The organism is Microvirga sp. BF8 (assembly GCF_059888585.1).
The window spans coordinates 4,125,447-4,150,530 of record NZ_CM187619.1 but is presented as its reverse complement, the minus strand read 5'-3'; the positions used below and the strand labels follow the sequence as shown (position 1 = coordinate 4,150,530).

The window sequence follows — 25,084 nt, the reverse complement described above, 5'->3', positions numbered from 1 at the left end:
TCCCGGCCGCTCAGTGCGGTGGCATCTCCGCTTTCGGAGGCAGGGGAAAGAGCGACACGAATCGTTCGGCCAGCGCGCGGTCGCCCTCGATCTGCAAGGCTCCTGCCGCCTCGAGGATGGCCAGGGGCTGGCCGCCATAGATGGCGGCGGCAACAAGCGGGGCCGCTCCCGTGAAGATCAGATCGGCTCCGTCCAGCGGAGCACGCTGGATGTCGATCCCTTCCGCTGACAGATGGCCGAGATAGGTCTCTTCCCCGATGCGAAATCCGATCCGCGCATCGATTCCCTGCGCCTTGCCCGCATCGAGCATCGTCCGCATCGACAGCATGAGGGAGACGGCGCTGAACGGCAGGTTCGGATCATGCGCCGGCGAGCGGGCTGCCCAGCGGCCGAGTGCCTGGAAGATAGGCTCGCTCTCGTAGCCCCACGCAGTGAGCTCATAAACCTGGGTCGCGGCGGGCGGAGGGAGCTTGCGGCGAATGAGGATGCCGGCGTCCTCCAATCCTTCCAGCCGCTGGGTCAAAACATTCGCGCTGATGCCTGGGAGATTGGCCCGTAGATCGCTGAACCGCCTCGGACCGAGCATGAGTTCGCGGATCACCAGAAGCGCCCAGCGCTCTCCGACCAAATCGAGGGCATGAGCGGTCGCGCAGGCATCCTCGTAATGCCGTCGTGAGGAGGACTCGGACTTTTTAGTTATTTTTTCTAACTTCATAGTTGCTTTTTATAACTCTGTGCGCCATGAGTGTCAAACCGGATCAACGGAGGAAACCATGTCCAAGCTGATTTTCGTCAACCTTCCCGTCAGTGATCTCGAACGCGCGACAGCCTTCTACGAGGCTGTCGGCGCCGCGAAAAACCCGCAGTTCTGCGACGACACGGCGTCCTGCATGGTCATGTCGGAGACCATCCATGTGATGTTGCTGACGCACGACAAGTTCCGCCAGTTCACACCCAAGAAAATCGCCGACGCGAAGACGACGAGCGAGGTTCTGATCTGCGTGTCGGCCGAAAGCCGCGACGATGTCGACGAGACCGTCTCCAAGGCCGGCAAGGCTGGCGGCCGCACCGATCCTGGCCCGAAGCAGGACTATGGCTTCATGTACGGCCGCAGCTTCGAGGATCCCGACGGCCATATCTGGGAAGTGATGTGGATGGACGTCGAAGCTGCCATGAAGGCCCAGGCAGAGACGGCAACGGCCTGAGCACGGCCGAGAAAGAGGGAGCACAATTCATGACCTTTCAACCTGCCGCCCACGAATTGTCCGTCACGCGGCTGATCGCGGCGCCGCCCGAAACCGTTTATCGCGTCTGGACCGAGCGTCTTGGCGAGTGGTGGGCGCCGCGCCCCTATTCCACGCCGGTGGTCGACATCGATCTCCGTCCCGGAGGTCGGGCCCGCATTCTCATGAGGGCGCCCGATGGGTCCGATCTGTCCAACGAGGAAGGCGTCTTCCTGGAAGTCGTGCCGAATCGGAAAATCGTGTTCACGAATGCCTTCACGGTCGGGTGGGTCCCGCAGGACCCGTTCATGGTCGTGATCGTCACCTTCGAACCAGAAGGAACCGGCACCCGCTATACGGCGCGCGTGCGGCATTGGAACGACGAGACCCTGAAGCGCCACGAAACAATGGGCTTCCACGAGGGCTGGGCCATCGTGGCGGGCCAGCTCGCGGAGCTCGCCGAACAAAGCCGTGTCGCCGCAACGGCCTGAATCGCCCCATGCAGCGCGGGTGTCGCTTCGCACCGCGCCGCTTCTCCTGCGGGCCGAGGCCGTGCTTGGTCCTCCGGCAGGGCCATAGACATCCCGCCGCCACTGCCAGCTTTGTTGCGCCGGAACAACGAGCCGCCTGCCCGTTCACGCTAGAAGACACGCCAGGAGTGTTGTGAACGGGCAGCAATGTCCACTCGTGACTGGCCGGTGCCTCGACCCGTTTCTGAAGCATCCCTCCCATGCGCTTTCTGCATCATCCGACTTCAAGAGTGGCTGCGTCATGGCAATCGACATCGACATCCAGAGTGGCGCCGTTCAGGTCGAGGCTTCCCTTGTCGGCAAGGGCCTGAGCCTCGAACCCTCGCTCGTTCCTGAGCTCCTGCGCAGCGGTGCGATCACATGCCGGTTCGAGCGGGGTGTCGACGAGGACGAGGGTTCGTTTCGCGTTTCCTTTTTTCACGATAGCCGGCGGCTGCGCATCGTCTTCGATGGGTCTGGACATGTTCTGCAATGGTCGACCATCGACTTCGGAGATCGGCCGCTGCCAGCCGCGCTCCACAGGCCCGGCCCTTGATGACGCAATGAGCCCGCACGGGCGATGAAAGCTGGCGGCAACTCCGCAACGGGGCGAGGACAGAATGACCGGTAAGACATTCATTTCGACCAAGACCTACGATCACAGCCTGGGTCTCAGCTGCGCGTTTCGGCAATGGCGTGCCGAATCCCATTGCCGCTTCCTTCACGGCTACTCCATCGCGGTTCATTTCGAGTTCGAGACGACGGAGCTCGATTTCCGACACTGGGCCGTCGATTTCGGGTCTCTCAAGTCCCTCAAGGGCTGGCTGGAGGACATGCTCGACCACAAGACTCTCATTGCGGAGGACGACCCTGCGCTACCCTATTTCCGAGAGGGCCAGGAGCGGGGTGTGCTGGATCTCGTGGTCGTGCCCTATGTGGGGTGCGAACGCTTTGCCGAGATGATCTTCGATGCGGCGGAGGTGTGGCTCCAGGACAACGGCTATGCCCCGCGCGTGAGGCTCCGCAAAGTGCAGGTGAAGGAGCACGGGGCCAATTCTGCGATGGTCATCAGGGGCGAGTAGGGCCACGTCCCGGGGTGGCCGGCCGCTACTCTTCGGGTTGCGATGGCGCGCGGATCAGCCGGTGGATGGCCGGCTCCCGGAATTCGGATTACCGGGCTGCGATCTGATGCGTGCTGCCGAGCGACGCACTCTTCTTGCCCGATGCATCGAACTGCTTGAGATAGGCGATCAGGTCCTTGATCTTCTGCTCGTCCTTGATCCCAGCGAAGATCATCTTGGTCCCGGGGACCTTGGCCTTCGGATCCTTGATGTACTCGGAGAAGGTCGCTTCATCCCACGTCAGACCGGAATTCTTGTTGGCGGGCGAATAGTTGTAGCCTTCGACGCTTCCTGCCTTGCGGCCGATGACCCCATTGAGCTCCGGACCAACGGCGTTCTTGGCGTTCTCGCCGATCTGATGGCAGGCCCTGCACGGGGCGAACACCTTTTCACCGGCGGCGGCATCCTGGGCATGGGCAGCCATCGGGCTGAAAGCCAGGGCGATCGGGACAAGGACGGCCAGGCGCATTGCAGTTTCCTCACGTTTGGGTTGTGGTGGCGCACGACAAGATAGCGCATTGCGCAGCCGATTCCAGCCCGGCGTTGTTCCTGAAACCCGAATGAGGCCGGTTGCGTTCTTCCGACTTGCCTCTGATGAAAGGTCCGAGATGACTCATGTCGTACTTGAGAACTGTATTCGTTGCAAATACACGGACTGCGTGGAGGTTTGCCCCGTCGACTGCTTCTACGAGGGTGAGAACATGCTCGTGATCCATCCGGACGAATGCATCGACTGCGGCGTCTGCGTTCCGGAATGTCCGGCGGAAGCCATTGTTCCGGACACGGAGACCTTCGATCCGGTCTGGCTCTCGCTCAACCGGGATTACGCGTCCCAGTGGCCGAATATCACCCGCAAGAAAACACCACCCGACGACGCCGATGCCATGAATGGCACTCCAGGCAAGTACGGCAAATATTTCACCCCGGAGCCGGGAGCGGGTGACTGAGACAAGCGATCATGCGGGCCATGGGGTGAGGCAGGTCCTGCAGCCAGAGACTGGCGTCGATCAATCGGATTTTGTCTTCGAATCCGGAATCGTTCCCGTCGAGGCAGGCTGTCCATTCGGCGTCGCGCGTGCGCTCTGCAGGATCGTCTGTGCATTGGACAGCTGTGCGCGAAGTTCGGGAATGGCACTGCCTGCCATGTCCCGGAGCTCCGTAGTCCCTCCAAGCTGCTCGACGGCGCTGATCGTCTGCGGATAAGTTTGCGCAACCCATTGCGCCACGCTGATACCGAACTGAACCTCGTCCGCATCGCGCGCCAGGTTGTCGAACGAAGCCCGTTCCTGCGGCGGCATCGACTCTGCCGTGCGCAGATCCGGGGAGAGAGCACTCAGCGCGCGGTTGATGCGGCTGTTCGTGAGCACCATCTGATCGCCAAGATCATGGACCGCACCACTGGTGTGGCGCTTCGAGGCGAGGTTGCCGTATTGCTGAGCCGTGACAGCGCCGCGGGCCACGGTCTCGGCGGCTTGGCGCATCTCGGGTGAAAGGGAGGTCGCGCCCGACTGAGTTCCCCCGAGCTGAGGCGCATGGGCAGCTCCTCCATGGCTTTCCGGACGGCCACCATCCTTGTGAGGATCCGCAGGCGGGTTGCTGGTCGGGTTCGGCTCGGCCCGCGAAGGAGTCATCGAGCGCTGCTGGCTCTGCTGGGCCCACACAGGCTGAAGCGACATGAGCGCGCATAAGGCTGTGGCCGCGAATCGCACCTTCATCATCGGATCTCCTGACATCCAGGTTGGAGGTCAATGATCAACGGTAGATGAGGTTTCTATGGCGTTCCTGCCGCGACTGGCATGGCCATGCTGCGGGAGCCAAGCTTCAACATAAACGATGTCAGGCCAACGTGAAGCTGAAGCGCCAGCCTCAGCTTCTCTCGTCGGAACCTCATCGGTTCTGTCGTTCAGGAAAATCGAGATTTCCGGCCTTGATCATGTCTTCGGCCCCGCGTGCTGCCGCGGCTTTGATGTCTTCGAACAGCAGCGCGATCTCCTCAAAAACGCTGAGATCCGTCTCATCCATCGTGACAGTATCGAGCTCGCCGACAAGCTCCAGAAGCGCTGCAATGCGCTCCGCCTGATGACGAGCATCGAGAATCGCACCACGAAGCTGGCGCCGGATCTCCAGTGTCTCGAACCGTTCCAACGCCGCGTCGAGCTTGCCGCGACAACGGCAATCCAGATCGAGTGCGCTCACGACGGCCCGCACACGTGTCAGGACATGGGAAGGGGTAAGCCTCGAGCCCTGATCGGTGCCGATATCCACTTCATGCAGGACCGGTTTCATGAAAACTCCTCCCTGATCGATCACTGGCCGCGAGTCCCGGAACCCTCTGCCAGCATGAGAAGATTGTGAGGATCGCAAATCACGATCTTCTGTCGCCCTCCGCGGACCCAGCCGCGATCCTCCCAGGCGCTCAGAATGCGACTGACATTGTGAAGAGTCGTTCCCGTGACCTCCGCCACATCCTGACGGGAGATCGGGAAGTCGATCTGCACTCCCTGCTCGACCTTGCGTCCCGTCGTCTCGCTCAGGCGAAGAAGCGCGTTCGCAATGCGCCGCTCGACCTGCTCCGTGGACAGTTCGACAATCCGACCATGAGCATCCTGCAGCCGTGTCCCGACAGTCTGCAGCGCCGCCACCGCAAGAGACGGTAGCATCGCCACAAGATCGGGCCAGGTCGATGACGGCCAGGCAAGCGCAATGGAGTCGACCGCAGCCGTTGCCGTCGCGGGATAGGTGTCCCGGCCGAGCGCAATCGCGACCCCGACCAGCTCCCCCGGAATTGCAAAACGTACCACGACCTGTTGTCCGTCGGCCGTGGTCTTCGTTACACGCAGGCGGCCATGAAGAAGGACGAAGAAAGAGCCGGCATTCCCGTCCTGCTCAAACAGACTGGTGCCTTTGGGACGATAGGCCGACTGCGCCTTGCCGATGGCAATGTCGAGCTGGCTGGATGTTGCGCCTGCAAACAGGGGCAGGTCCTCGATGAGGGAGCGGTCGATGAGGGCCATTGTCATCGCTTCCTTGAAAATGGCGCGAGACGCCACGGGCGTTGATGGCCGATGGCGTCAAGATGAATGCGAGGCCCGGGAGGTGAGCCCGGGCCTCGATGAGAGAGCGTTAGTGGCCGCTGGTCGACTGAGCCGACTTCTGGGGATTGAAGTCCTTGAAGATCGCCTCGTTCTCCGGTCCTTCGACTTTCAGGATGCCAGCCAACCCACGCTCCACGCGGCTCAGGGCGTGATCGACGAGGACGTAGTTGCCGGGAACTTCGACCTTGAACTCCACCACACTGGCACCGCCCGGAGGGGTCGTAATGGTTTGGACGTCCTTGAGCGGCGCCGAGCTCAACGAGGCCATCGGATAGGCCTTATCGAAGATCTCACCGATCACATGGAACGACGAGGTGTAGTTGGGTCCGCCTACACCGAAGAAGATGCGCACGGTCTCGCCGACCTTTGCCTTGAGCGGATTCTTCTTCAGAGCCTCGGTACTTCCGTTGAACACGAAGTATTCTGGCCGCTCGCTCACCAGCTTTTCATAGCTTTCCTCCACGAGACCCTTCGTTCCGAACGCCTGCTCCGTATAGATCTCACCCTGCATGACGTAGAACTCGTGATCGACCTTCGGCAGGCCTCCTTCCGGCTCCACGAGGATCATGCCGTACATGCCGTTGGCGATATGCTGGGCAACCATCGGAGTGGCGCAATGATAGACATACAGGCCGGGACTCAATGCTTTGAACGAGAACCCGCGGCTTTCACCTGGAGCGGCCTCCGTAGCCTTTGCGCCGCCACCAGGACCGGTCACCGCGTGGAAGTCGACATTGTGCATCATGACGCTGTCATCATGATTCTTGAGATTCACCTCGACAGTATCGCCGACCTTGACCCGGATGAACGGTCCCGGAACCTTATTGTTGAAGGTCCAGTAATGGTAGGTCGTGCCGTCGGCCAATTGCCCTGTCACCTCGGTGGTTTCGAGATTGACCTTGATGTGCTGCGGGCCACGGGCCTCGATGGGCTTGGGAAGATCGGTCGGATCGCGCACCACGTTGACAGGTGCCTGCGGCGTGCCAGATCCTGCGGGATGGCTGTGCATCTGCTCGACCGCCGGCGCGGCGGCAACCTTGTCGAGTGCATAAGCAGGCAGGGGCTGCGTGAGCAACGCTGCCGTTCCAAGAGCAAGAGCAGCAGCAGTCGCAAGCAGCGGCCGGCGTCCCGAGATCTTCAGGGTTCTCATCGTCGTCTCCTCTAAGGGACCGCTGGCGGAACGTCTTGGTCCGTCATCGGATGAAAACCTTCTACTATGCCGCAGCGCATGGTTATTTGTTGCAATGCAAACAAGCATGCGAAAGAAGCCGTGTGGACAAAGCAGTCGCAAGTTTTGATTCAAATCAATGCAAGTTTTAATTCAGTTGACGGGCCCGCTCTCCCCACAGCGCCGAAAGCTGCCGTTTCGTTGATCGAGGTCAAAGAACCCCGGCCCGGTCGTGTTTAGAGAAGTTCCATGTTTACCGGCGGCATCGCGCGATGGATTCATCGCGGAGCGTCGCAGCCGAAAGGGACTCCAATGAAAGACGACTTGAGAGCGCGCTACGGCGAGGAGCGGCTTCCCCGTTACACGAGCTACCCGACAGCACCACAGTTCTCCGATGCAATCGGTCACTCGGAGTATGCAGATTGGCTCGGGTCGCTTCCGGGCGGAGCCACCGCTTCGCTTTACCTGCATGTGCCCTTCTGCCGCTCCATGTGCTGGTACTGCGGCTGCCACACGACTATCACCCAGCGGGATGCGCCGATCGTCGACTACCTGGCGGTGCTCCGCCGCGAGATCGGCCTCGTTGCGGATCGTCTGAGCGCCCCTTTGCCGGTGCGCCATGTTCATTTCGGGGGAGGGACACCGACCATTATGGAGCCATCCGAGCTCCTTGGTCTCGTTGCGCTCATGCGGCAGAAATTCGATCTCGACGACGACGCAGAGATCGCTGTCGAGATCGATCCTCGTACCTTGACCCGCACCATGACCACGGCGCTTGGCGAGGCCGGCATCACCCGTGCAAGTCTGGGTGTTCAAAGTTTCGATCCGGTCGTCCAGCGTGCCATCAACCGCATCCAGAGCTTCGAGCAGACGGCGAAAGCCACGAACGGCCTGAGAGATGCAGGTGTGCGTGGTATCAATTTCGATCTTATCTATGGACTGCCGTACCAAACGGTCGAATCCTGCATCGAAACGGTCCGGCAAGCCATCACGCTTCGTCCCGAACGCTTCTCCGTGTTCGGTTATGCCCATATCCCGACTTTCAAGAAGCATCAGCGCAAGATCGACGAGGCCGCGCTTCCCGATGGTGCTGCCCGATATGCCCAGGCCGAGGCTATCGCCGAGGCGTTGATCGAGGCCGGATATCGCCGGATCGGCCTCGACCATTACGCGCTGCCTGAGGATTCCATGGTGAAGGCTCAGGTCGATGGAGTCCTCCATCGCAACTTTCAGGGCTACACGACGGATCCGAGCGATATTCTGATAGGCTTCGGAGCCTCGGCCATCGGACGGCTCGGCCAGGGCTACGCTCAGAATGAAGTCGTTCTCGGCCGCTATGCCGAGCGCATCTCGCGTGGCGAGCTGGCCACCGCGAAGGGTTACGCGCTGACGGTAGACGACCGCCTGAGGGCCGACCTGATCGAGAGAGTGATGTGCGACTTTCGGGTCGACGTTGCGGAAATTTGCAACCGGCACAGCACGGCCCCCGAGATCGTCCTGCAATCGACTCCCCGGCTCGAAGGGCTGGCGAAGGACGGGATCATCCGCCTCGAAGGGACGGTGCTCTCGGTCAATGAGGACACGCGATTCCTGGTAAGAAGCGTAGCCTCCGCATTCGACGCTTATCTCGGCGACTCGGGACGCACGCACAGCCGCGCTGTGTAACCCTCCGGGGAGGCTGGCCATGGGTGCAGCGTGGCCAGCCTCGCCCCTTGCGCGCCATGGTGGAGCTGAGGCGGCTCACGCGCAGGATCTCACTCTTTGAACCTTGCCTGTTGTCTCGTTCCGCTCCTCGCGGACCGGGCAATCCTGCCAGCTCCGGAATTTCGGCGCCTGACGCGCCTTCGCGGGCGGGCAGGAGAACGGAACCGTTTCCTTCTCGCCCGTAACGTAATTGAACGCTTCCTTATAGACGCACTCGGCGCAGGCCGGCCCGGCCGAGAAAAGGAGCACCGTCATCAGAATCGTTCTCGTCGACATTGTCCCGTGGACCTTCATTGAATGCTTGTCTAACGCACCGCATGAAAAGCGGACCCGGATTCCGCACGATAGCTGCCTTAGTATCGGACCGATCCCACCCGTGGAATCCACCCCTGGATCCGATGGCTCTAGCGCACCACCTGCCGATAAATGGCGGGGAGGGCAGCGGGGAGCTTCGAAACCTGGCTGACGATAGCGTAGCCGCCGCGGCCGAAGAGCGTCGGGAAGTAGGATTGCGCCTCGCGGTCCACCGTTACGCCGAACACGGTCACCCCGTTGCGCCGGGCCTCCATGACGGCGCGTCGGGTGTCCTCGATGCCGAATCGGCCTTCGTAGTGGTCGATGTCATTCGGCTTGCCATCGGTGAGGACCAGAAGCAGCCGCTGGCGGTTGGGGCGCTCCGACAGTTTCGCGGCGGCATGACGGATGCCTGCGCCGATGCGGGTGTAGTAGCCCGGTTTCAGGGCCGAGATGCGGCGCATCACGGCGCTATTCAGGGGTTCGTCGAAATCCTTCACCGTTTCGACCCTGACCCAGGAGCGGCGGCGGGAGGTAAAGGTCATGATCGCGTGAGAGTCGCCGCAGGCAGCCAAACCATGTGCCAGCACCAGCAGCGCTTCCTTCTCGACGTCGAGAACCCGCCGATCGTCCATCCATGCATCGGTCGACAGCGACACGTCGACGAGAAGGGTCACTGCGAGATCGTGGGCCTGGCGTCGACTGGCGAGATACACCCGGTCGGAGCCGGTGCCCCCTGAGCGCAGGTCGCTGCGCGCGCGAACCAGCGCATCGACATCGATCTGTTCTCCGTCGCCTTGCGCCCTCAGGATCTCATGCTTGGGCCGAAGCGCCTCGAATTGCCTGCGAACGCGACGGATCCGGCGGCGGGCTTCCATATCCGGCTCCCAAATCTCGCCTTGCTCGGATGCCGGCGCCGCAAGGACACGGCAGTGATGCGGCAGATAGGCTTTCCGTGTGTAGTCCCATTCAGGATAAGTGATGTCGGCGGTGAGCGCAGCGGTATCGACGGCTTCGGGCGGAAGATCGAGATCGAATTTGAGTTTCGTCGCGGGCTTGCCGTGATGCTTCGAGAGCGGAATTTCCTCCGCTTCGTCGGCGGCCTTCTCGGCATTCTCGTCCTCCTCGTCGTCGGAAGGTCGACTGACGTTGACCATCTCGGCCATGGCGAGAATTTTCTCGAAGCGGTTCAGGATGAACGGATCCGAACGCTGAGCCTGGTCAGCTTCACGCCGGACGGCAAAACGCCTGCGCGTATCCGAAGCAGCCAGCGCGCCGGGCGCCGAAGGCTCGTCGCCATCGCGGCTGGATGTCCCCGCCTCGCGTGTCCAGGTGTCGCCCCACAAAGGGACCGGCAGGAGGGGCTGATAGGTGGCAGCCGCCCGCCAGGAGATCAACTCGTCCGCAGTCGCTGGATTCCCGAGCGGCGGAGCCGCATCGGCGTCACCCAGCAGCGACCGTGCGATCTGCTCGATCCTGTTTTCCAGCGGCGGCAGCGAGCGTTTGGGCCGCGCCTCGAGCAAGGCCAGGCACAGCTCCCTGTAGGGTTCGATCAGGCCGGGGCACGCGTCAAGGACGCGCGCGACCGTCTCCTTCGCCCTTGTCAGACTCGCCAGGTCCCGGCGCAGGGGATCCGTCTCCTCGATCGGGCTTGTGGGGACAAAGGCAAAATAGGCGGCGAGCCAGAAGTAGAGGAGACGATTCAGAGTGCTCGAAGGAAAGAGCTCGATTTTCGCAGGCAGGAAGAGGGTGGCAGGATCGCGCCCCGGCTGCTCCAGCCTCTCTTCCGCGATCCCGATCCGCTGGCGCAGATTGAGGCGGTGGGACGAGGCGCGGGCGGCAGTGCCTGCAAGTTGAACGCCGACTTCTCCGCCGAGGCCGCGAAAGAAGACGCCGAGCGGCCCCCGTACCTCATCGAGAGAGACCCCGAGTTCCGGATAGCGGGGATAGCTGGCGGCGCGGCCCACAAGTCGGTGCCAGAAATGGCCGACCGTCTCTTCGAGTTCCAGAAAGTCGAGCATGATGCCGCTCCGGGTCAGCCCAGCGTCGCGCGGGCGACTTCGATCAGTGCGTTCTTGACGTCGAGATCGTCGGTCAGAGGCTCAATCATGGTCGCCGTCACGGCCAGCTCGGGCGCGACGCCGGCGGCCATAAGCGAGGCGCAATAGACGATCAACCGTGTGGAGACGCCTTCCTCCAGGTCCTGACCCTTCAGCGCCCTCAAGCGCCGGGCCAGAAGCAGGAGTGGGCGCACGCGCTCCTCGGAGAGGCCGCTTTCCGAGGTGACGACGGAGACCTCATGATCGATGGGAAGGAAATCGAACTCGATGGCGACGAAACGCTGGCGTGTCGAAGGTTTCAGCGACTTCAGGAGCGTCTGGTAGCCCGGATTGTAGGAGACGACGAGCATGAAGGAATCCGGCGCCTGCAATTCCTCGCCTGTGCGGTCCAGTGGCAGGATGCGACGGTCGTCGGTCAGCGGATGAAGGACCACCGTGACGTCCTTGCGCGCTTCCACGATCTCGTCGAGATAGCAGACGCCGCCTTCGCGCACCGCGCGGGTGAGGGGGCCGTCCGCCCATACGGTATCGCCGCCCTTGAGAAGATAGCGGCCTGTGAGATCGGCGGCGGTGAGGTCGTCGTGACAGGAAACTGTGTGAAGGGGCAGCCCGAGCCTTGCCGCCATGTGAGCGACGAATCGTGTCTTGCCGCAGCCTGTCGGACCTTTCAGGAGAAGCGGCAGGCGCTTGCGCCAGGCAAGTTCGAAGAGGTCACACTCGTTTCCCGTAGGGACATAGTAAGGCAGGTCCGTTGACGGGCGCGGTACGGTTTGAAGAAGCGGCCTCATGTCGAATCCTTTGAAACTGAATCGGTTGACGCGTGGGGCGGCGGACCAGCCGCCCCACGGAGTTTACTCGGCAGGCTGGAGTCCCTGGGTGAGGCGTGGGGCCCGTTCGCGGCCGGGGACCAGCACCGCATAGATGAACATCAGCGCGGAGATGAGGACGAACGCGCCGGAGCCAAGGCGGACCCAGTAGAAGAGAGCCAGCTGGTCCTGGACTTCCATGTAGGACTGCCCGAGCACCCGCTGCAGATGAACCTGGATGATTCCGGCAAAGGTCAGAGCGAAGGTCATGACCGACATGGCGGTGCACATGATCCAGAAGCTTACGATGCTGAGCCACTGGTTGTAGGGTGCGCGGCCGCGGATCTGCGGAATGGCGTAGGCCATCACGGCGAGGTTGAGCATCACGTAGGCGCCGAAGAAGGCGAGGTGCCCGTGGGCCGCGGTGACCTGCGTTCCGTGAGTATAGTAGTTCACCGATGACAGCGTATGCAGGAAACCCCATACGCCAGCTCCGAAGAACGCCATGACCGAGCAGCCGACCGACCACAGCAGCGCGGCGCGGTTCGGATGGCGGCGACCGGCTTTCCAAGTCATCTGCACCGTGAACACGATCATGGTGAAGAACGGCGCGACTTCAAGTGTCGAGAAGAGCGAACCGATCCATTGCCAGTATCCCGGAGCCCCGATCCAGTAGAAGTGGTGACCGGTTCCGAGAATGCCCGAGAACAACGCCATGCCGACGATGACATAGAGCCACTTTTCCACCACTTCGCGGTCGATGCCGTTGAGCTTGATCATCAGGAACGCGAGGACCGAGGCCATGATGAGCTCCCACACGCCCTCGACCCAGAGATGGACGATGTACCACCAGTACATCTTGTCCACGGCGAGGTTCGCGGGGTTGTAGAAGGCGAACAGGAAGAAGATCGCCACGCCCCACAAGCCGAAGAGCAGGATATTGGTGACAACCGTCTTGCGGCCCTTGAGAACCGTCATCGTGATGTTGAACAGGAACATCAGGCAGACGACGACAATGCCGACCTTGATGATGAACGGCTGTTCGAGAAATTCCCGGCCCTCGTGGATCTTGAACAGATAGCCGACCACGGCAATGGCGGCTGCCCCCAGAAATAGCCAGAACTGCAATTTGGCGATCAGCGGGCTGAAGAGTTCTGTCTCCGATTCCTCGGGAACGAGGTAGTAGGTCGCGCCCATGAAGCCGATCAGGAGCCACACGATCAGAGCATTCGTGTGCACCATGCGGACGATATTGAAGGGAAGAAGTTCAGACAGGGTATTGGGCAGCACATAGATCGTGCCGGCGAGTACGCCGAACAGAACCTGGGCCAGGAACAGGCCGAGTGCTCCATAGAAATAGAGCAGAGCGACTTTTTGGGATTGGTACTTCATGATGTCGGTCCTGATCTCAACCCGCCTTGTTCGGCGGCCAGTTTTGGGTCTTGATGTGGCTGGTCCATTCTAGGAAATCGGCGAGATCGTTGAGTTCCTGGTCGGTCAGGTTGAACTGCGGCATCTGGCGGCGGCCCTCGATCCCAGAAGGCTGGGCCTGCATCCAGGCCTTCAGCATCTCGCGGGCAGTCGCCGGATCCTCCTTGCCGCCATAGCGATCCCACACATTGCCGAGTTCAGGCGCGAAGTAGGCGCCCTCGCCAAGAATCGAGTGGCAGTTGATGCAGGAATTCTTCTCCCACACGTGCTTCCCGCGGGCGACCGAGGCGGACAGCGTCGACGTGTCGGTCGATGTGGTGTTCATGTAGTAGTGGCTGTGGGCGGTCAGGCCCACGAAGATGGCGAAGAAGAAGAACGAGCCCCCATAGAACACGTTTCTCGCCGCCGACTTGGTGAGGGCTTCAGCCATCACGCAATCCTTTCTGAAATTTCTGGGAGGCGGAGATGCAGGACAGGCCGCAATGCCAGGATTGTTCAGGCGGAATGCGCGAATGGCTCGCTTGACCGTGAGAGTTCGACATGGCGGCTTGCTTCGAGTCGGAATTGTGCGCCCGGCAGGGCGGACGACGGGCAAGCTACAGGAGCGACACAATCGCTCTTTGCTCTGGGACAAGCTTTGGAGGAGAGAGAGCGCGTCAGCCGTGCAAGGAAGGCAGGGCGGCTGCCATCCAGGCAGCCGCCGCGATGAGCAGAAGCCACGAGGACAGAAGAGCGCTCCAGCCTGGCGGCACGTTTCTCAGCTTCAGAAAGTCCAGCAACATCCACCGCCCTTTGGCCACGGCCGCAATCAGCACGATGCCGTCTGTCGCGAGACCGGCGATGCCGGCATGCCCCGAGAACATGCTCAGGCTGGTAAGGATGATCAGGAATGCCCAGGTGCGTGTGACCTGCCGGGTCGGAGAGTGCGTCATCATGTCACCTGACCAAGTAGATCAGTGGATACATCACGACCCAAATCAGATCGACCATGTGCCAGAAAGCGGTGCCGGTCTTCAGATTCTCGAGACTGTCATACCGCGCGACCGCTGCGAGAATGATGGTTCCGAGCAGAACATGGAGAAGATGAAAGCCGGTCAGGAGAAAATAGAGAGTGAAGAACGTATCCGTCTCCAGTCCGATGCCCGCACGCGCTGCAGACGCGTATTCCGTGAGCTTGATGCCCATGAAGGCCGCGCCCATGGCCATGGCGCCGGCAAGGAGCATGCGTGCGGATCTGCGCCGTCCAGATGTACGATACTCCACCGCCAGCGCGGCGAACCATCCACTGGTGATCAGGACGATGGTGTTCACACCCCCGAGAAGGGGATCGAGATGCGCCTGGCCCGCCGCGAAGAGAGCCGGCTGAAAGGCGCGCGTGACGGCGAAGATCAGGAGGAGCAGGCCGAAGGTCACCACCTCGGTCAGGATGAGCAGCCACATCATGGGGTGCCCTGGCAGGTCCGAGAGTATGCCCCAGGGGCGCTCCTCTTCTGCAGTCAACATGGTCGTGCCTTCCGAAGTCGTCCTCGCGAACCCTCTAGCGCCGGATTCCGGGCCTCCTCGTTGCGCTGGCGCAAATAAGCAGGCTGCGCGACGGGGCATAGATGCAGCGGTCAGACAACAGGAACGAGATCATGAGTGACGCGCAGGTCGGGCTGGTGATGGCGACCCCCCTCATCATCATTTTCGCCATTATGCTTCACCGGATGGGGGTGCTGCGCCTGACCGGTACTGTCGCCGCCGTGACCATGTCCGTTGTCATTGCGGCGGCCCTCTTCTTCACCCAGTAAGGTGCTCGCCTTCGTGGAGGCACTCCTCAAAGTGTGGAAGGCGTTCGCTCAGCCCATGGCAGCGAGACCAGCAAGGGGGTCCGGTCCAATGAGAAGCGCATGCCCCTGGAAGACGAACCAGAGATAGAGCGCAGCAGCGATCGACGCAGGCAGGATCAGCGGAGTGAGCGAGCGCCACTTCGCCCGCCCGGAAAGGACCGCCGCAAACGGGACAATCGACGTGCCGGCGCTCAGGGCGCACCAGCGCTCCGGCCCAAGGCGCTTACGCGCTTTGACATCGAGGAGCGCAAATCCGAGCAGGGAAAACAGAGCCATCGTGCCGAACAGGATGACGGCGACCAGACTCCCGTTCGGTGGGATGTGCGACAAGGCCCAGATCAGGAAGGCCCATAGAACCGGATGCCGGCTGATGGCCGTGACCGGGCCAGGCGACGAGCCGCTCCGGAAGGAGATCGAGAGGGGATTGGGCTCCGTCAGACCGGCGACGAGAAGAAACGCCGCCATGGGCATGGCGATGAAGGGGACATGCCATTGCCAGGGGGCGGGCTGCCAGAGCCAGATGGTCTGTGCCTGCTGGGCTGCCATGATCAACCATCCGAGCAGGACGAGAGAAAGAACCGAGTAGGCCGCGAGATAGGTTCTCCTCCCCATCCAGGTGATCAGCGCACCGCGCAATCGCGGACTCGCGGGAAAGAGATGAGCCGCAAGGAAAGCTGCCAGTGCGACGAAGAACTCGATCATAAGATGCTGTTCCGGGCCCTGAACCAACCGGATTGCGGAGCCCGGTCAGGCTCCGCCCCAGTCGGCTGATAAGAGTGCTTCACGCGGCGCGGCTGATCCGGATCCGCCAGAGGTCCGGACCCTGCTCCTCATAGTCCCACGCGAATTCTCCGGGTCGCTCGGCATTGAACTGATAGAGCAGCGGCCTGGGGTCATGGTCATTGACGAGCAGGAAAGCTTCGCCCGGAGCAAGCTGATCGAATGTATTGAAAATCAGCGGATGGCGCATCCGCGGCATGATCTGGCGGACATCGATGACGGTCTCGGAAACATTGCAATTGCACATCAGACAGCATTCCTCAGAGCGAGGGGCGGCCGAGAAGCTCCTGGCCGCGAGCGGTGACGAAGTCCGGTTTCCAGACAGGATCCCAGACCAGACGGACGTCGACACGAGGTACGTCTAGAAAGCGATGCGCGAGACGCTCACGCACCTCATCCACGATCATTTCACCGAGCGGACAGGCCCGCGTGGTCAGAGTGAGGGCAACCTCGACAGCATCAGGCGTCGACCTGGCCTGATAGACCAAGCCGAGGTCGACGATGCTGAGGCCTATCTCCGGGTCCATGACATCTGCGAGACAGTCCAGGATGGCCGGATCGAGGGGCTGCCGCCCATTGGGAGAATTGCTCATCGATGGTCCTCGTTTCGACGGCAGGACCCTGGCCGAACAAAATTATCTCTTCTTTGCCCTGCCTCAAACAAGGCAGGGATTCACCGGTCATGCCAGTTTGCATCCTTGTTGTTGCGCAAAGATGAACGCTGAAATTCCGTTAGCGTGGAATGCATGAACCAGATTATCAACCTGGAGGCTGTGATGTCTGTTGAAGCCACCCAGCTTGTCGATGACGTCATGCGGCAATGGCCCGCGACGATCCGTGTCTTTCTCAATCACAGGATGCGCTGCGTCGGCTGCCCGATCGCATGCTTCCATACCGTCGACGATGCCTGCCGTGAGCATGGGGCAGACCCTACGAAGTTCCTGGCGGATCTGCGGAAGGTCGTCACCGGCGAAGAGGCTCGCATCGTCGCTGCGGACTCGGGTACCCCACTCTAATTTGGCGTGCCTTCGGCGAGCAGGAACAGCTTGTGGGGGTCGCGGATCGTAATCCTTTGGCGGCCGCTTTCGACGAGGCCACGATCCTCCCAGGCACTTAGGATACGGCTCACGGTATGGAGTGTGGTCCCTGTCATCTCGGCCACGTCCTGACGCGAGATCGGGAAGTCGATCTGGACGCCATCCTCGGCCTTCCGCCCCGCCTGGTGTGCCAGGCGCAGCAGCGCATGCGCGACGCGTTTCTCGACCTGCTCCGTCGAGATCTCGACGACACGGGTGTGAGCATCCTGGAGGCGGCTTCCGACAGTCTGCAGCGTATTCACCGCGAGCGAGGGGTGTCTGGCAATGAGTCGCGGCCACGCTACGGACGGCCAAACGAGGGCGATGCTGTCCACGATGGCCATGGCGGTCGCAGGATAGGTCGCACGGCCCATGGCCATGGCAATGCCAAAGGGTTCGCCCGGAGTGACGAACCGGACCACGACCTGTTGCCCGTCCGGCGTGATCTTCATGACACGCAAGTGCCCATGAAGGAGGATGAAGAAGGAGTGCGCCTCCTCGTCCTGCTGAAAAACGGGTGTTCCCTTCGGATACCGGATCGATTGCGCCTCACGCAGAATTTGGTCGAGATCGTCCGGGGCGAGCCCGGCGAACATCGGAAGGTCGGCCACGAGGGATTTGTCCAAACTCGACATCGGGCAAGGTCCAACTCAACTTAGAGTAATACGATAAGAGCCTCCCGGAACGATTGTCCCGTCGGGCGCACCGGCTCGGAGGTTCATGGCCGGCGGAAGCCTGGGTGCCATGAGCTACTCTTGCCGGTCCTTTTACCCCAATGAGATCAAAGGAGGAAATCAGGTTGTTCGGGCCATAGGCGGTCAGGCGTGGGAACAGTCTGGCCGGCCCGCACGAGCCACGGTTTCGAAGGGCTTCTCTCCGGCCGTCCTGTTTCCGGATAGTGTTTCATAATTTCAGGATTTGAGCCGGGCAAGGTCGCGAATTCCAGCAGATGCGTGAAACGTACGGCTCCTTGTTCCAGAACAAACACCCGCCGCTAGCCTGGGCGTATCACCCTCCGCAAGAGCTTCGCCCGAAGCTCACAGGTTCGCATCGCAACAGGAGAAGAATCATGCGGAAGGTCATCATGCTCGGCGCTCTCGTGGCGGCGCTCGGTTTCGCAGGTGCGGCAAGCGCGGCCGAGGTCGAAATCAAGATGCTGAATAAGGGTACGGAAGGCGTCATGGTGTTCGAGCCGGCGCTGGTGAAGGTGAATCCAGGCGACACGGTCAAGTTCGTAGCGGCTGACAAGGGCCATAACGTCGAGAGCATCGAGACGATGCTTCCCGAAGGCGGCAAGGCCTTCACGGGCAAGGTCAACGAGGAGGTGACGGTCACCCTCGACAAGCCCGGCGTCTATGGCTTCAAGTGCAAGCCGCACTACGGCATGGGCATGGTCGGCATGATTGTGGTCGGCGAGCCCGCCAACCTCGATCAGGCAAAGGCTGCCGCACATCCCGGAAAGGCCAAGCAGGCATTCGCCACCCTGTTCGACAAGCTCGCCACGACCGCCACTGCCGCAAAGTAACTGCCTGTTTCCAGGCCGACTGTACCGCCGCGCCGATTTCCGCGCGGCGGTGCCAACTCTGTTCCGGCGTTCGATGACAACACTAGATATCAGCTTCAAACCCGAACGCGCTCATCTGCGCAAACCGAAGCGAGGCATCATCGCGGAACGCGTCGTCCCCCAGTCCGTCTCGGGGCGGTATCGGCGCCTGAAGTGGACGGCATTGGTCGTCTGCCTGACGGTCTACTATGTTCTGCCGTTCATCCGCTGGGAGCGCGGTGCGGGTCAGCCCGATCAGGCCGTCCTCCTCGATTTTGACCGGGGTCGCCTGTACTTCTTCTTCATCGAGATCTGGCCACAGGAGGTCTACTACCTGACAGGCCTTCTGATCCTCGCAACGCTTGTTCTCATCTGGATCAACGCCGTCGCAGGACGGGTCTGGTGTGGTTATTTCTGTCCCCAGACCGTCTGGACTGATCTGTTCCTGCTTGTTGAACGCTGGATCGAGGGCGACCGCCGGGAGCGCCTGAAGAAGCACGGGGCTCCTCTGTCGCCGAAGCGCGCCCTCGAAATCGGGCTCAAGCATGGAGTCTGGATCCTGATCGCTCTGGGTACGGGCGGCGCATTCACCCTCTACTTCACGGATGCGCCGACGCTCATCCGCGAGCTTTTCGCCGGACAGGCCTCTGCGATAGCCTATGCCTGGGTCGTCATTCTCACCTCGACGACATACACGCTGGCCGGCTTCGCGCGCGAGCAGGTCTGTACATGGATGTGCCCCTGGCCGCGTCTGCAGGGCGCCATCTGGGATCCGGAAGCACTGACCGTCAATTACCGGGATTACAGAGGCGAGCCGCGCGGCTCCGTCAAGAAATCCGCCGAGCTGAGGGCCAAGGGCGAGCCCGCAGGCGATTGCGTCGATTGCCTCCAATGCGTGAATGTGTGCCCCATTGGGATCGACATCCGCGAGGGCCCGAATTTCGCCTGCATCAATTGCGGATTGTGCGTCGATGCATGCGACGGCGTCATGGGGAAGGTTGGCCGCCCACGCGGACTGATCGACTACGAGGCATGGGCCAATATCGAGCGGGAGCGCAGCGGTGCCCCGGCGCGCCGGCGTGTGGTCAGGCCGAAGACAATCGTACTTGGCCTCGCTGTCATGACGTTGGCCACAGTCATGGGTGCAGGCCTCAGCATGCGCGGCGATGCCAAGATCGCCGTCATTCACGACCGCAATCCCGTTGCTGTGCGGCTGTCGGACGGCAGAACCAGAAACGGATATACAATCCGTCTCTACAATAAGGCAGATCATGAGCGCTCGTTCCGCCTTGATGTAACCGGACTGGCGGCAGCGACCGTCGAGGTCGTCGGTGACGACTCGCTGGTCGGCGTCGCCCCCGATGCAACGCGTGAATTGCGCGTGCTCGTATCGGTGGCCCAGGCGGACAGACAGGCCGTCGCCTTCGTGGCAACAGATATCGGCACTGGCCAGTCCGTAACTGCGCAGGATATCTTCATTCCCCTCGAAGGAGGCCAATGATGGCTCCGATCCTACGCCTGCGGGACTATAAGGGCCCGGCGCTGTTCTCTTACGGCTTCCGTCCCTTCTTTCTGTTCGGGTCACTTTATGCCGGCCTCGCGATCCTTGCATGGTTGCCGATGTTCTATGGGGAGCTCGAGGTGACGACCGCGTTCGCGCCCCGGGACTGGCACATTCACGAAATGCTCTACGGCTATCTTTCAGCGGTGATTACGGGCTTCCTCCTGACGTCGGTTCCGAACTGGACAGGGAGGCTTCCGCTCCAGGGGCGGCCCTTGCTCATCCTTGTCCTGGCTTGGGTCGCCGGACGCCTTGCGGTCACCACCTCGGCTTGGATCGGGTGGGAGACCGCAGCTGTCATCGACAATGCATTCCTCCTCCTCGTTGCGGCGGCAACGGCCCGCGAAATCCTCAAGGGACGAAACTGGCGCAATCTCAAGGTCCTGATCGTCCTCGGCGTCCTTACCGCCGGCAACATCGTTTTCCACCTCGAGGCCCATTTTCTCGGCGCCGCGGATTACGGCGTCCGCCTCGGGATCGGCGCCACCATGATGCTGATCATGCTGATCGGCGGGCGTATCCTTCCGAGCTTCACCCGCAACTGGCTTGTCCGTGAGAATCCCGGACGGCTACCGGCGCCGTTCGGCCCCTTTGACATGGTCTCCATGATCGTTGGCGGTGCAGCGCTCCTGCTTTGGATTGCAGCTCCATCCTGGCTGTTGACCGGGGTTGCCCTGATCGCCGCAGGCCTGTTCCAGGCGGTGCGACTTGCCCGCTGGGCAGGCGATCGCACCTGGCGGGATCGGCTCGTCCTGATCCTGCATATCGCCTATGCCTTCGTGCCGATCGGCTTCGTCCTCACAGGTCTTGCATCGCTGAACGTTTTGCCGACCGCTGCGGGAGTCCACGCCTGGACAGGCGGTGCGATGGGAATCATGACTCTTGCCGTGATGTCGCGTGCGAGCCTTGGCCACACAGGAAGAGCGCTTGTCGCTACCGTGGCGACACAGATTCTCTACGTCCTGGCTGTTGTTGCGGCACTGGCACGGATATGCGCAGCCATCCATCCTGCCTGGAGCGATACGCTGCTCCATGTGGCCGGCCTCGCATGGGCCGGCGCCTTCATCGGCTTTGCCCTGGCATACTGGAACGTGTTCACCCGCCCGCGCATCTCCGGCTAGGGCCATCTTCCCGCGGGCCGGTGCTGCTGCTGCCCGAGCCCGCCCCAGGGCTCCGCAAGTGCGGCAATGTCGAGGCCGAGCAGATCGATGGCTCGCCGGGCGGTATGGTCGATGATCTCCATGACCGAGTGCGGCTTGCGATAGTAGGCGGGAACCGGAGGCGCGATGATCGCACCGATTTCGGTTGCCGCTGCCATCATCCGGATATGGCCGAGATGCAGGGGCGTTTCTCGCGTCAGGAGCACAACGCGGCGTCGCTCCTTCAGATGGACGTCTGCCGCGCGGACCAGAAGATTGTCGGCTGCACTGATTGCAATGGCGGACAAGGTCCGCATCGAACAAGGCGCGACGATCATTCCCGCCGTCCGGAACGATCCGCTGGCAATGGTCGCGCCCACGTCATCGATGGGGTGGTGGCAGGAGACCCTGGCACAGGCTTCTGACAGCGCTTCGGGACCAATCTCGTGGGCGATCGTCCGCTCCGCGCTGCGCGAGACGACAAGATGGGTTTCACAACCTGCCTCTGCGAGAAGATGCACGATTCGAATTCCGAGCACGGCGCCTGAAGCGCCGCTGATGCCGACGACAACGCGGGGTGCCATGATCAGGACACCTCCCGCGTGGCTGCCCCGAGACCGAGCCGGGTCCAGAGTTCATCGACCCGCTTCGCGACACTGCTGTCCATTCTAAGTACCTGTCCCCACTCGCGATCCGTCTCAGGCGCAAGCTTGTTCGTGGCATCGATGCCGAGCTTGCCCCCGAGGCCCGCCTTTGGTGAGGCAAAATCGAGATAGTCGATGGGTGTGTCCGATATCGTGACGAGGTCGCGGGAGGGATCGGAACGGGTCGCCACTGCCCACATCACATCATCCCAGGAGCGGATATCGACGTCCTCGTCGACCAGGATGAGAAGTTTCGTATAGGTGAATTGCGGGAGAAGCGACCATAGCCCGAGCATCACGCGGCGCGCTTGTCCGGCGTAGCGCTTCGCGATGGAGACGATGGCGATCCGATAGGAGCAGGCCTCCGGCGGCAACCACACATCACGGACTTCGGGAAACTGCCGAATGAGGATTGGAACGAACAATTCGTTGAGTGCCTCGCCGATGCGGGACGGCTCGTCCGGTGCGCGTCCGGTGAAGGTCGAAAGGTAGATCGGTTCAGGACGCGTCGTGATGGCCGTCACCTGCAGGACGGGGAAGCGTTCGATGGAATTGTAGTAACCGGTGTGGTCGCCGAAAGGACCTTCGGCGGCCGTTTCGTCTGGCGCTACGAAGCCTTCGATGACGATTTCCGCTTCGGCGGGAACCTGGAGGGGAACGCTCACGCAAGGCCTCAGCCGCGGACGTTGCCCGCGCAGAAGGCCGGAAAAGCGAAGCTCCGACAGGTTCTCCGGAAGGGGGAGAACGGCCGAGAGAATGGTGGACGGATCGGCGCCGATAACGACGGCGACCGGCATCGGCTCGCCGGCGGCTTTCCACTGGTGATGATGGCGGGCGCCCCCCCTATGTGCGAGCCAGCGCATGATCGCGCGATCCGGCCCAAGGACCTGCATGCGATAGACACCGACATTGTAGTCGTTCACGCTTGCCGTATCCCGTGGACGTGTGATGACGAGGGGCCAGGTGATGAGCGGCGCCGGTTCCCCTGGCCAGCAGATCTGTATCGGAAGCCGTCCCAGGTCGATGGCGTCTCCCGTCAGAATGATTCGTCGCTCGCCCTTGACCTCCTTGGAACGCATGGCAAGTGCGGCGCGTGCCAGCGGAATCTTGCTCCAGGCATCCGCCAGATTCTGCGGCGGGCGCGGCTCGCGCAATTCAGCGAGTGTTTCGCCGAGACCACGCAGACCATCCGCCTGGACGCCAAGACCCCAGGCAACCCGCTCGACGGTGCCGAAGAGATTGACGAGGACCGGCATTGCCGCCGGCTGCCCGTTCGGCCGAACAGCATTCTCGAACAGGAGAGCCGGTCCATTCTCCCGAAGAACCCTCCGATGGATCTCGGTGATCTCGTGCGCAACCGAGACCGGTTCCCGAATCCGGACGAGCTGCCCCTTGGTTTCGAGAAACGCCATGAAGTCTTGCAGGTCCGAGAACGAGGGCAGGTCACGGTGGGACATCGGCATCCTTCAGAGTCTGAACTGCCTCATTGGCGGAAGAAGATGCCGGCGTCTTTGATCCAACTCAAACACAAGCTTGGCAGCTTGCTGTAGAGGAGCATCAAGGATGCTCTCATGACGCCATTGCACAGACCTGTTGCGACCCTCCCATCCCTTGTCTCCGCCGCTCTACGGCCGCTTCCTCTGTCGCCGCTGCAACTGTTCCTGTCGGCCGTGATGCGACGCATCGTGCGGCACCATCCGCGTATGTTCGAACGCCTCGGGCCCTATGCCGGAAAGCGATACGGCCTGGCGCCAACAGATCTGCCGCTGGCCTTCATTCTCGACACAACGCCGTGCGCTCCGAAGGTGGTCGCGGTTCGATCCTTGCCGGTACGGCTCGATGCCCGAATCTCGGGACCGCTTCTCGCCCTGATCGGCATGGCGGACGGGTCCTATGACGGCGACGCGCTGTTCTTTTCCCGGACCATTGTGGTCGAGGGAGATATCGAGGCGGTGCTCGCTCTCCGAAACGCCGTTGACGATGCCGGCGTCGATGTCCTGCGCGAGGGCGCGGCTCTGCTCGGGCCCCTCGGACAATTCGGAGAGGCATTTTTACGGCAACGCAGGCAAGGCATGGCGAGCGCCAGGCCCGAGTCCAAGGAATTCTCCCCATGGAACTGATATGCCCCGCCGGAACGCCGGCCGCCCTGCGCGCTGCCGTGGACGCCGGAGCCGACGCAGTCTATTGCGGCTTTCGCAATGAGACCAACGCCCGAAATTTCCCCGGCTTGAATTTCAGCCCGAGCGAACTCTCCGAGGGCGTAGCCTATGCACATGGGCGCGGCGCGAAGGTTCTTGTGGCAATCAACACGTTTCCTCGTGCCGGAGCAGTCGCATTGTGGCGCAAGGCCGTCGACGATGCGGTGACGACCGGTGCCGATGCGCTTATCCTCTGCGACCTCGGTCTGATGGCGTATCTTGTCGAGACGCATCCCGAGGTCCGTCTGCACATTTCGGTGCAGGCCGCCGCAGCCAACCCCGATGCCATTCGCTTCTATGTGGAGCGGTTTAACGCGAAACGCGTCGTCCTGCCACGTGTGCTGAGCGTTCCTGAGATCGCGGCCATCACGCGCTCAACGCCATGTGAGGTAGAGGTCTTCGTCTTTGGCGGATTGTGCGTCATGGCAGAGGGGCGATGCTCGCTTTCGTCCTATGCTACAGGTCTTTCGCCGAACATGAACGGCGTTTGCTCGCCGGCAAGCCATGTGGCCTACGAGGAGCAGGACGGAGCGATCCTTTCCCGCCTCGGAGGCTTCACGATCAATAAGTTCGGAAGAGGCGAACCGGCTGCCTATCCGACCCTGTGCAAAGGGCGCTTCCGAACGGATCTCGGGACCGGCTATATCTTCGAGGACCCAGTTAGTCTCGACGCCGCCACCCTTCTGCCCGGCCTACGAAATGCAGGCGTGACAGCCTTGAAGATCGAGGGTCGCCAGCGCAGCCGCGCCTATATCGAAAACGTGGTGCGCTCCTTCCGCGAGGCGCTGTCGGCGCTCGAGGATGGACGCACCATTCCCGCCGGCATGCTTCAGCCGATGAGCGAGGGCCAGAGCAATACTCTCGGTGCCTACCGCAAGACATGGCGCTGAGCCAGGAGACCCA

The 25,084-nt window shown here is 61.8% G+C and carries 32 protein-coding genes; 13 read left to right on the top strand and 19 right to left on the bottom strand.

Annotation, left to right across the window (positions count from 1 at the left end; genetic code table 11):
- Positions 1–10: 10 nt before the first annotated feature.
- Positions 11–715 (bottom strand): winged helix-turn-helix transcriptional regulator, encoded by a 705-nt coding sequence (locus AC522E_RS19575; RefSeq protein WP_500747899.1) that lies wholly within the window; start codon positions 713–715, stop codon positions 11–13.
- Between the two features lie 58 nt (positions 716–773).
- Here AC522E_RS19575 and AC522E_RS19570 point away from each other — a divergent pair, with 58 nt between their 5' ends.
- From AC522E_RS19570 to AC522E_RS19555, 4 genes are all read left to right on the top strand, one after another.
- Positions 774–1,205 (top strand): VOC family protein, encoded by a 432-nt coding sequence (locus tag AC522E_RS19570; RefSeq protein WP_500747898.1) that lies wholly within the window; start codon positions 774–776, stop codon positions 1,203–1,205.
- 29 nt (positions 1,206–1,234) lie between these two features.
- Complete coding sequence (locus AC522E_RS19565; RefSeq protein WP_500747897.1) at positions 1,235–1,714, top strand: SRPBCC family protein; 480 nt, start codon at positions 1,235–1,237, stop codon at positions 1,712–1,714.
- A 280-nt stretch (positions 1,715–1,994) separates the two neighbouring features.
- Positions 1,995–2,288: a DUF6522 family protein gene (locus tag AC522E_RS19560; RefSeq protein WP_500747896.1), complete on the top strand. Its 294-nt coding sequence runs from the start codon at positions 1,995–1,997 to the stop codon at positions 2,286–2,288.
- A gap of 64 nt (positions 2,289–2,352) precedes the next feature.
- Complete coding sequence (locus tag AC522E_RS19555; RefSeq protein ID WP_500747895.1) at positions 2,353–2,814, top strand: 6-pyruvoyl trahydropterin synthase family protein; 462 nt, start codon at positions 2,353–2,355, stop codon at positions 2,812–2,814.
- 88 nt (positions 2,815–2,902) lie between these two features.
- Here the strand turns inward: AC522E_RS19555 and AC522E_RS19550 are convergent, their stop codons facing one another.
- Positions 2,903–3,322 carry a c-type cytochrome gene (locus AC522E_RS19550; RefSeq protein ID WP_500747894.1) on the bottom strand — a complete coding sequence of 140 codons (420 nt, stop codon included), beginning with the start codon at positions 3,320–3,322 and terminating at the stop codon, positions 2,903–2,905.
- Between the two features lie 139 nt (positions 3,323–3,461).
- Between AC522E_RS19550 and fdxA the strand changes: the two genes are divergently transcribed.
- Complete coding sequence (gene fdxA, locus AC522E_RS19545) at positions 3,462–3,800, top strand: ferredoxin FdxA (protein ID WP_500747893.1); 339 nt, start codon at positions 3,462–3,464, stop codon at positions 3,798–3,800.
- A gap of 60 nt (positions 3,801–3,860) precedes the next feature.
- Here fdxA and AC522E_RS19540 read toward each other — a convergent pair whose 3' ends face one another.
- The 4 genes from AC522E_RS19540 to nirK form a co-directional block, all read right to left on the bottom strand.
- Positions 3,861–4,571, bottom strand: coding sequence for a DUF4142 domain-containing protein (locus AC522E_RS19540; protein ID WP_500747892.1), 711 nt, complete (start codon positions 4,569–4,571; stop codon positions 3,861–3,863).
- A gap of 169 nt (positions 4,572–4,740) precedes the next feature.
- The gene (locus AC522E_RS19535; protein WP_500747891.1) at positions 4,741–5,049 is read right to left on the bottom strand and encodes a hypothetical protein; all 309 of its coding nucleotides are present in this window, start codon (positions 5,047–5,049) and stop codon (positions 4,741–4,743) included.
- Positions 5,050–5,159: 110 nt separating this feature from the next.
- A complete protein-coding gene (locus tag AC522E_RS19530; protein WP_500747890.1) occupies positions 5,160–5,867 on the bottom strand; it encodes a Crp/Fnr family transcriptional regulator in 708 nt (235 codons plus the stop codon).
- Between the two features lie 109 nt (positions 5,868–5,976).
- Positions 5,977–7,098: a copper-containing nitrite reductase gene (nirK, locus tag AC522E_RS19525; RefSeq protein ID WP_500747889.1), complete on the bottom strand. Its 1,122-nt coding sequence runs from the start codon at positions 7,096–7,098 to the stop codon at positions 5,977–5,979.
- A 330-nt stretch (positions 7,099–7,428) separates the two neighbouring features.
- Between nirK and hemN the strand changes: the two genes are divergently transcribed.
- A complete protein-coding gene (gene hemN / locus AC522E_RS19520) occupies positions 7,429–8,781 on the top strand; it encodes an oxygen-independent coproporphyrinogen III oxidase (RefSeq protein WP_500747888.1) in 1,353 nt (450 codons plus the stop codon).
- Positions 8,782–8,856: 75 nt separating this feature from the next.
- Here hemN and AC522E_RS19515 read toward each other — a convergent pair whose 3' ends face one another.
- The 7 genes from AC522E_RS19515 to AC522E_RS19485 form a co-directional block, all read right to left on the bottom strand.
- A complete protein-coding gene (locus AC522E_RS19515; protein ID WP_500747887.1) occupies positions 8,857–9,075 on the bottom strand; it encodes a hypothetical protein in 219 nt (72 codons plus the stop codon).
- Between the two features lie 149 nt (positions 9,076–9,224).
- Positions 9,225–11,135 carry a nitric oxide reductase activation protein NorD gene (locus AC522E_RS19510; protein WP_500747886.1) on the bottom strand — a complete coding sequence of 637 codons (1,911 nt, stop codon included), beginning with the start codon at positions 11,133–11,135 and terminating at the stop codon, positions 9,225–9,227.
- 14 nt (positions 11,136–11,149) lie between these two features.
- On the bottom strand, positions 11,150–11,962 hold the full coding sequence (locus AC522E_RS19505) for a CbbQ/NirQ/NorQ/GpvN family protein (RefSeq protein WP_500747885.1): 813 nt from the start codon (positions 11,960–11,962) through the stop codon (positions 11,150–11,152).
- A gap of 63 nt (positions 11,963–12,025) precedes the next feature.
- On the bottom strand, positions 12,026–13,372 hold the full coding sequence (locus AC522E_RS19500; RefSeq protein WP_500747884.1) for a cbb3-type cytochrome c oxidase subunit I: 1,347 nt from the start codon (positions 13,370–13,372) through the stop codon (positions 12,026–12,028).
- A gap of 16 nt (positions 13,373–13,388) precedes the next feature.
- A complete protein-coding gene (locus AC522E_RS19495; RefSeq protein WP_500747883.1) occupies positions 13,389–13,841 on the bottom strand; it encodes a c-type cytochrome in 453 nt (150 codons plus the stop codon).
- 226 nt (positions 13,842–14,067) lie between these two features.
- Entirely contained in the window at positions 14,068–14,346 is a 279-nt protein-coding gene (locus tag AC522E_RS19490; protein WP_500747882.1) for a cytochrome C oxidase subunit IV family protein, read from the bottom strand.
- A 1-nt stretch (position 14,347) separates the two neighbouring features.
- Positions 14,348–14,914 (bottom strand): cytochrome c oxidase subunit 3 family protein, encoded by a 567-nt coding sequence (locus AC522E_RS19485; protein ID WP_500747881.1) that lies wholly within the window; start codon positions 14,912–14,914, stop codon positions 14,348–14,350.
- Positions 14,915–15,045: 131 nt separating this feature from the next.
- Here AC522E_RS19485 and AC522E_RS19480 point away from each other — a divergent pair, with 131 nt between their 5' ends.
- Positions 15,046–15,201, top strand: a complete 156-nt coding sequence (locus AC522E_RS19480) for a hypothetical protein (protein ID WP_500747880.1) — start codon at positions 15,046–15,048, stop codon at positions 15,199–15,201.
- A gap of 48 nt (positions 15,202–15,249) precedes the next feature.
- Here AC522E_RS19480 and AC522E_RS19475 read toward each other — a convergent pair whose 3' ends face one another.
- From AC522E_RS19475 to AC522E_RS19465, 3 genes are all read right to left on the bottom strand, one after another.
- A complete protein-coding gene (locus AC522E_RS19475; RefSeq protein ID WP_500747879.1) occupies positions 15,250–15,942 on the bottom strand; it encodes an NnrU family protein in 693 nt (230 codons plus the stop codon).
- A gap of 79 nt (positions 15,943–16,021) precedes the next feature.
- Positions 16,022–16,267: a DUF2249 domain-containing protein gene (locus AC522E_RS19470; protein ID WP_500747878.1), complete on the bottom strand. Its 246-nt coding sequence runs from the start codon at positions 16,265–16,267 to the stop codon at positions 16,022–16,024.
- A gap of 13 nt (positions 16,268–16,280) precedes the next feature.
- Entirely contained in the window at positions 16,281–16,613 is a 333-nt protein-coding gene (locus tag AC522E_RS19465; RefSeq protein ID WP_500747877.1) for a metal-sulfur cluster assembly factor, read from the bottom strand.
- 183 nt (positions 16,614–16,796) lie between these two features.
- Here AC522E_RS19465 and AC522E_RS19460 point away from each other — a divergent pair, with 183 nt between their 5' ends.
- Positions 16,797–17,036 carry a DUF1858 domain-containing protein gene (locus tag AC522E_RS19460; protein ID WP_500747876.1) on the top strand — a complete coding sequence of 80 codons (240 nt, stop codon included), beginning with the start codon at positions 16,797–16,799 and terminating at the stop codon, positions 17,034–17,036.
- Here AC522E_RS19460 and AC522E_RS19455 read toward each other — a convergent pair.
- Positions 17,033–17,731 carry a Crp/Fnr family transcriptional regulator gene (locus tag AC522E_RS19455; RefSeq protein WP_500747875.1) on the bottom strand — a complete coding sequence of 233 codons (699 nt, stop codon included), beginning with the start codon at positions 17,729–17,731 and terminating at the stop codon, positions 17,033–17,035. The genes AC522E_RS19460 and AC522E_RS19455 overlap by 4 nt on opposite strands.
- Before the next feature lie 434 nt (positions 17,732–18,165).
- Between AC522E_RS19455 and AC522E_RS19450 the strand changes: the two genes are divergently transcribed.
- The 3 genes from AC522E_RS19450 (at position 18,166) to AC522E_RS19440 (ending at position 21,321) form a co-directional block, all read left to right on the top strand.
- The gene (locus AC522E_RS19450; protein WP_500747874.1) at positions 18,166–18,621 is read left to right on the top strand and encodes a pseudoazurin; all 456 of its coding nucleotides are present in this window, start codon (positions 18,166–18,168) and stop codon (positions 18,619–18,621) included.
- 73 nt (positions 18,622–18,694) lie between these two features.
- Complete coding sequence (gene ccoG, locus AC522E_RS19445) at positions 18,695–20,140, top strand: cytochrome c oxidase accessory protein CcoG (RefSeq protein WP_500747873.1); 1,446 nt, start codon at positions 18,695–18,697, stop codon at positions 20,138–20,140.
- A complete protein-coding gene (locus AC522E_RS19440) occupies positions 20,140–21,321 on the top strand; it encodes an NnrS family protein (protein ID WP_500750770.1) in 1,182 nt (393 codons plus the stop codon). The genes ccoG and AC522E_RS19440 overlap by 1 nt, the downstream gene beginning before the upstream one ends.
- Here AC522E_RS19440 and AC522E_RS19435 read toward each other — a convergent pair.
- Both AC522E_RS19435 and AC522E_RS19430 read right to left on the bottom strand, forming a co-directional pair.
- Positions 21,318–21,923 (bottom strand): UbiX family flavin prenyltransferase, encoded by a 606-nt coding sequence (locus tag AC522E_RS19435; RefSeq protein ID WP_500747872.1) that lies wholly within the window; start codon positions 21,921–21,923, stop codon positions 21,318–21,320. The two genes, AC522E_RS19440 and AC522E_RS19435, sit on opposite strands and share 4 nt — an antisense overlap.
- A gap of 2 nt (positions 21,924–21,925) precedes the next feature.
- The gene (locus tag AC522E_RS19430) at positions 21,926–23,440 is read right to left on the bottom strand and encodes a UbiD family decarboxylase (RefSeq protein ID WP_500747871.1); all 1,515 of its coding nucleotides are present in this window, start codon (positions 23,438–23,440) and stop codon (positions 21,926–21,928) included.
- A gap of 114 nt (positions 23,441–23,554) precedes the next feature.
- On the opposite strand from AC522E_RS19430, the gene ubiT reads away from it, so the two are divergent.
- Both ubiT and ubiU read left to right on the top strand, forming a co-directional pair.
- A complete protein-coding gene (gene ubiT / locus AC522E_RS19425) occupies positions 23,555–24,103 on the top strand; it encodes a ubiquinone anaerobic biosynthesis accessory factor UbiT (protein ID WP_500747870.1) in 549 nt (182 codons plus the stop codon).
- The gene (gene ubiU / locus AC522E_RS19420) at positions 24,094–25,071 is read left to right on the top strand and encodes a ubiquinone anaerobic biosynthesis protein UbiU (protein WP_500747869.1); all 978 of its coding nucleotides are present in this window, start codon (positions 24,094–24,096) and stop codon (positions 25,069–25,071) included. The genes ubiT and ubiU overlap by 10 nt, the downstream gene beginning before the upstream one ends.
- Positions 25,072–25,084: the final 13 nt, after the last annotated feature.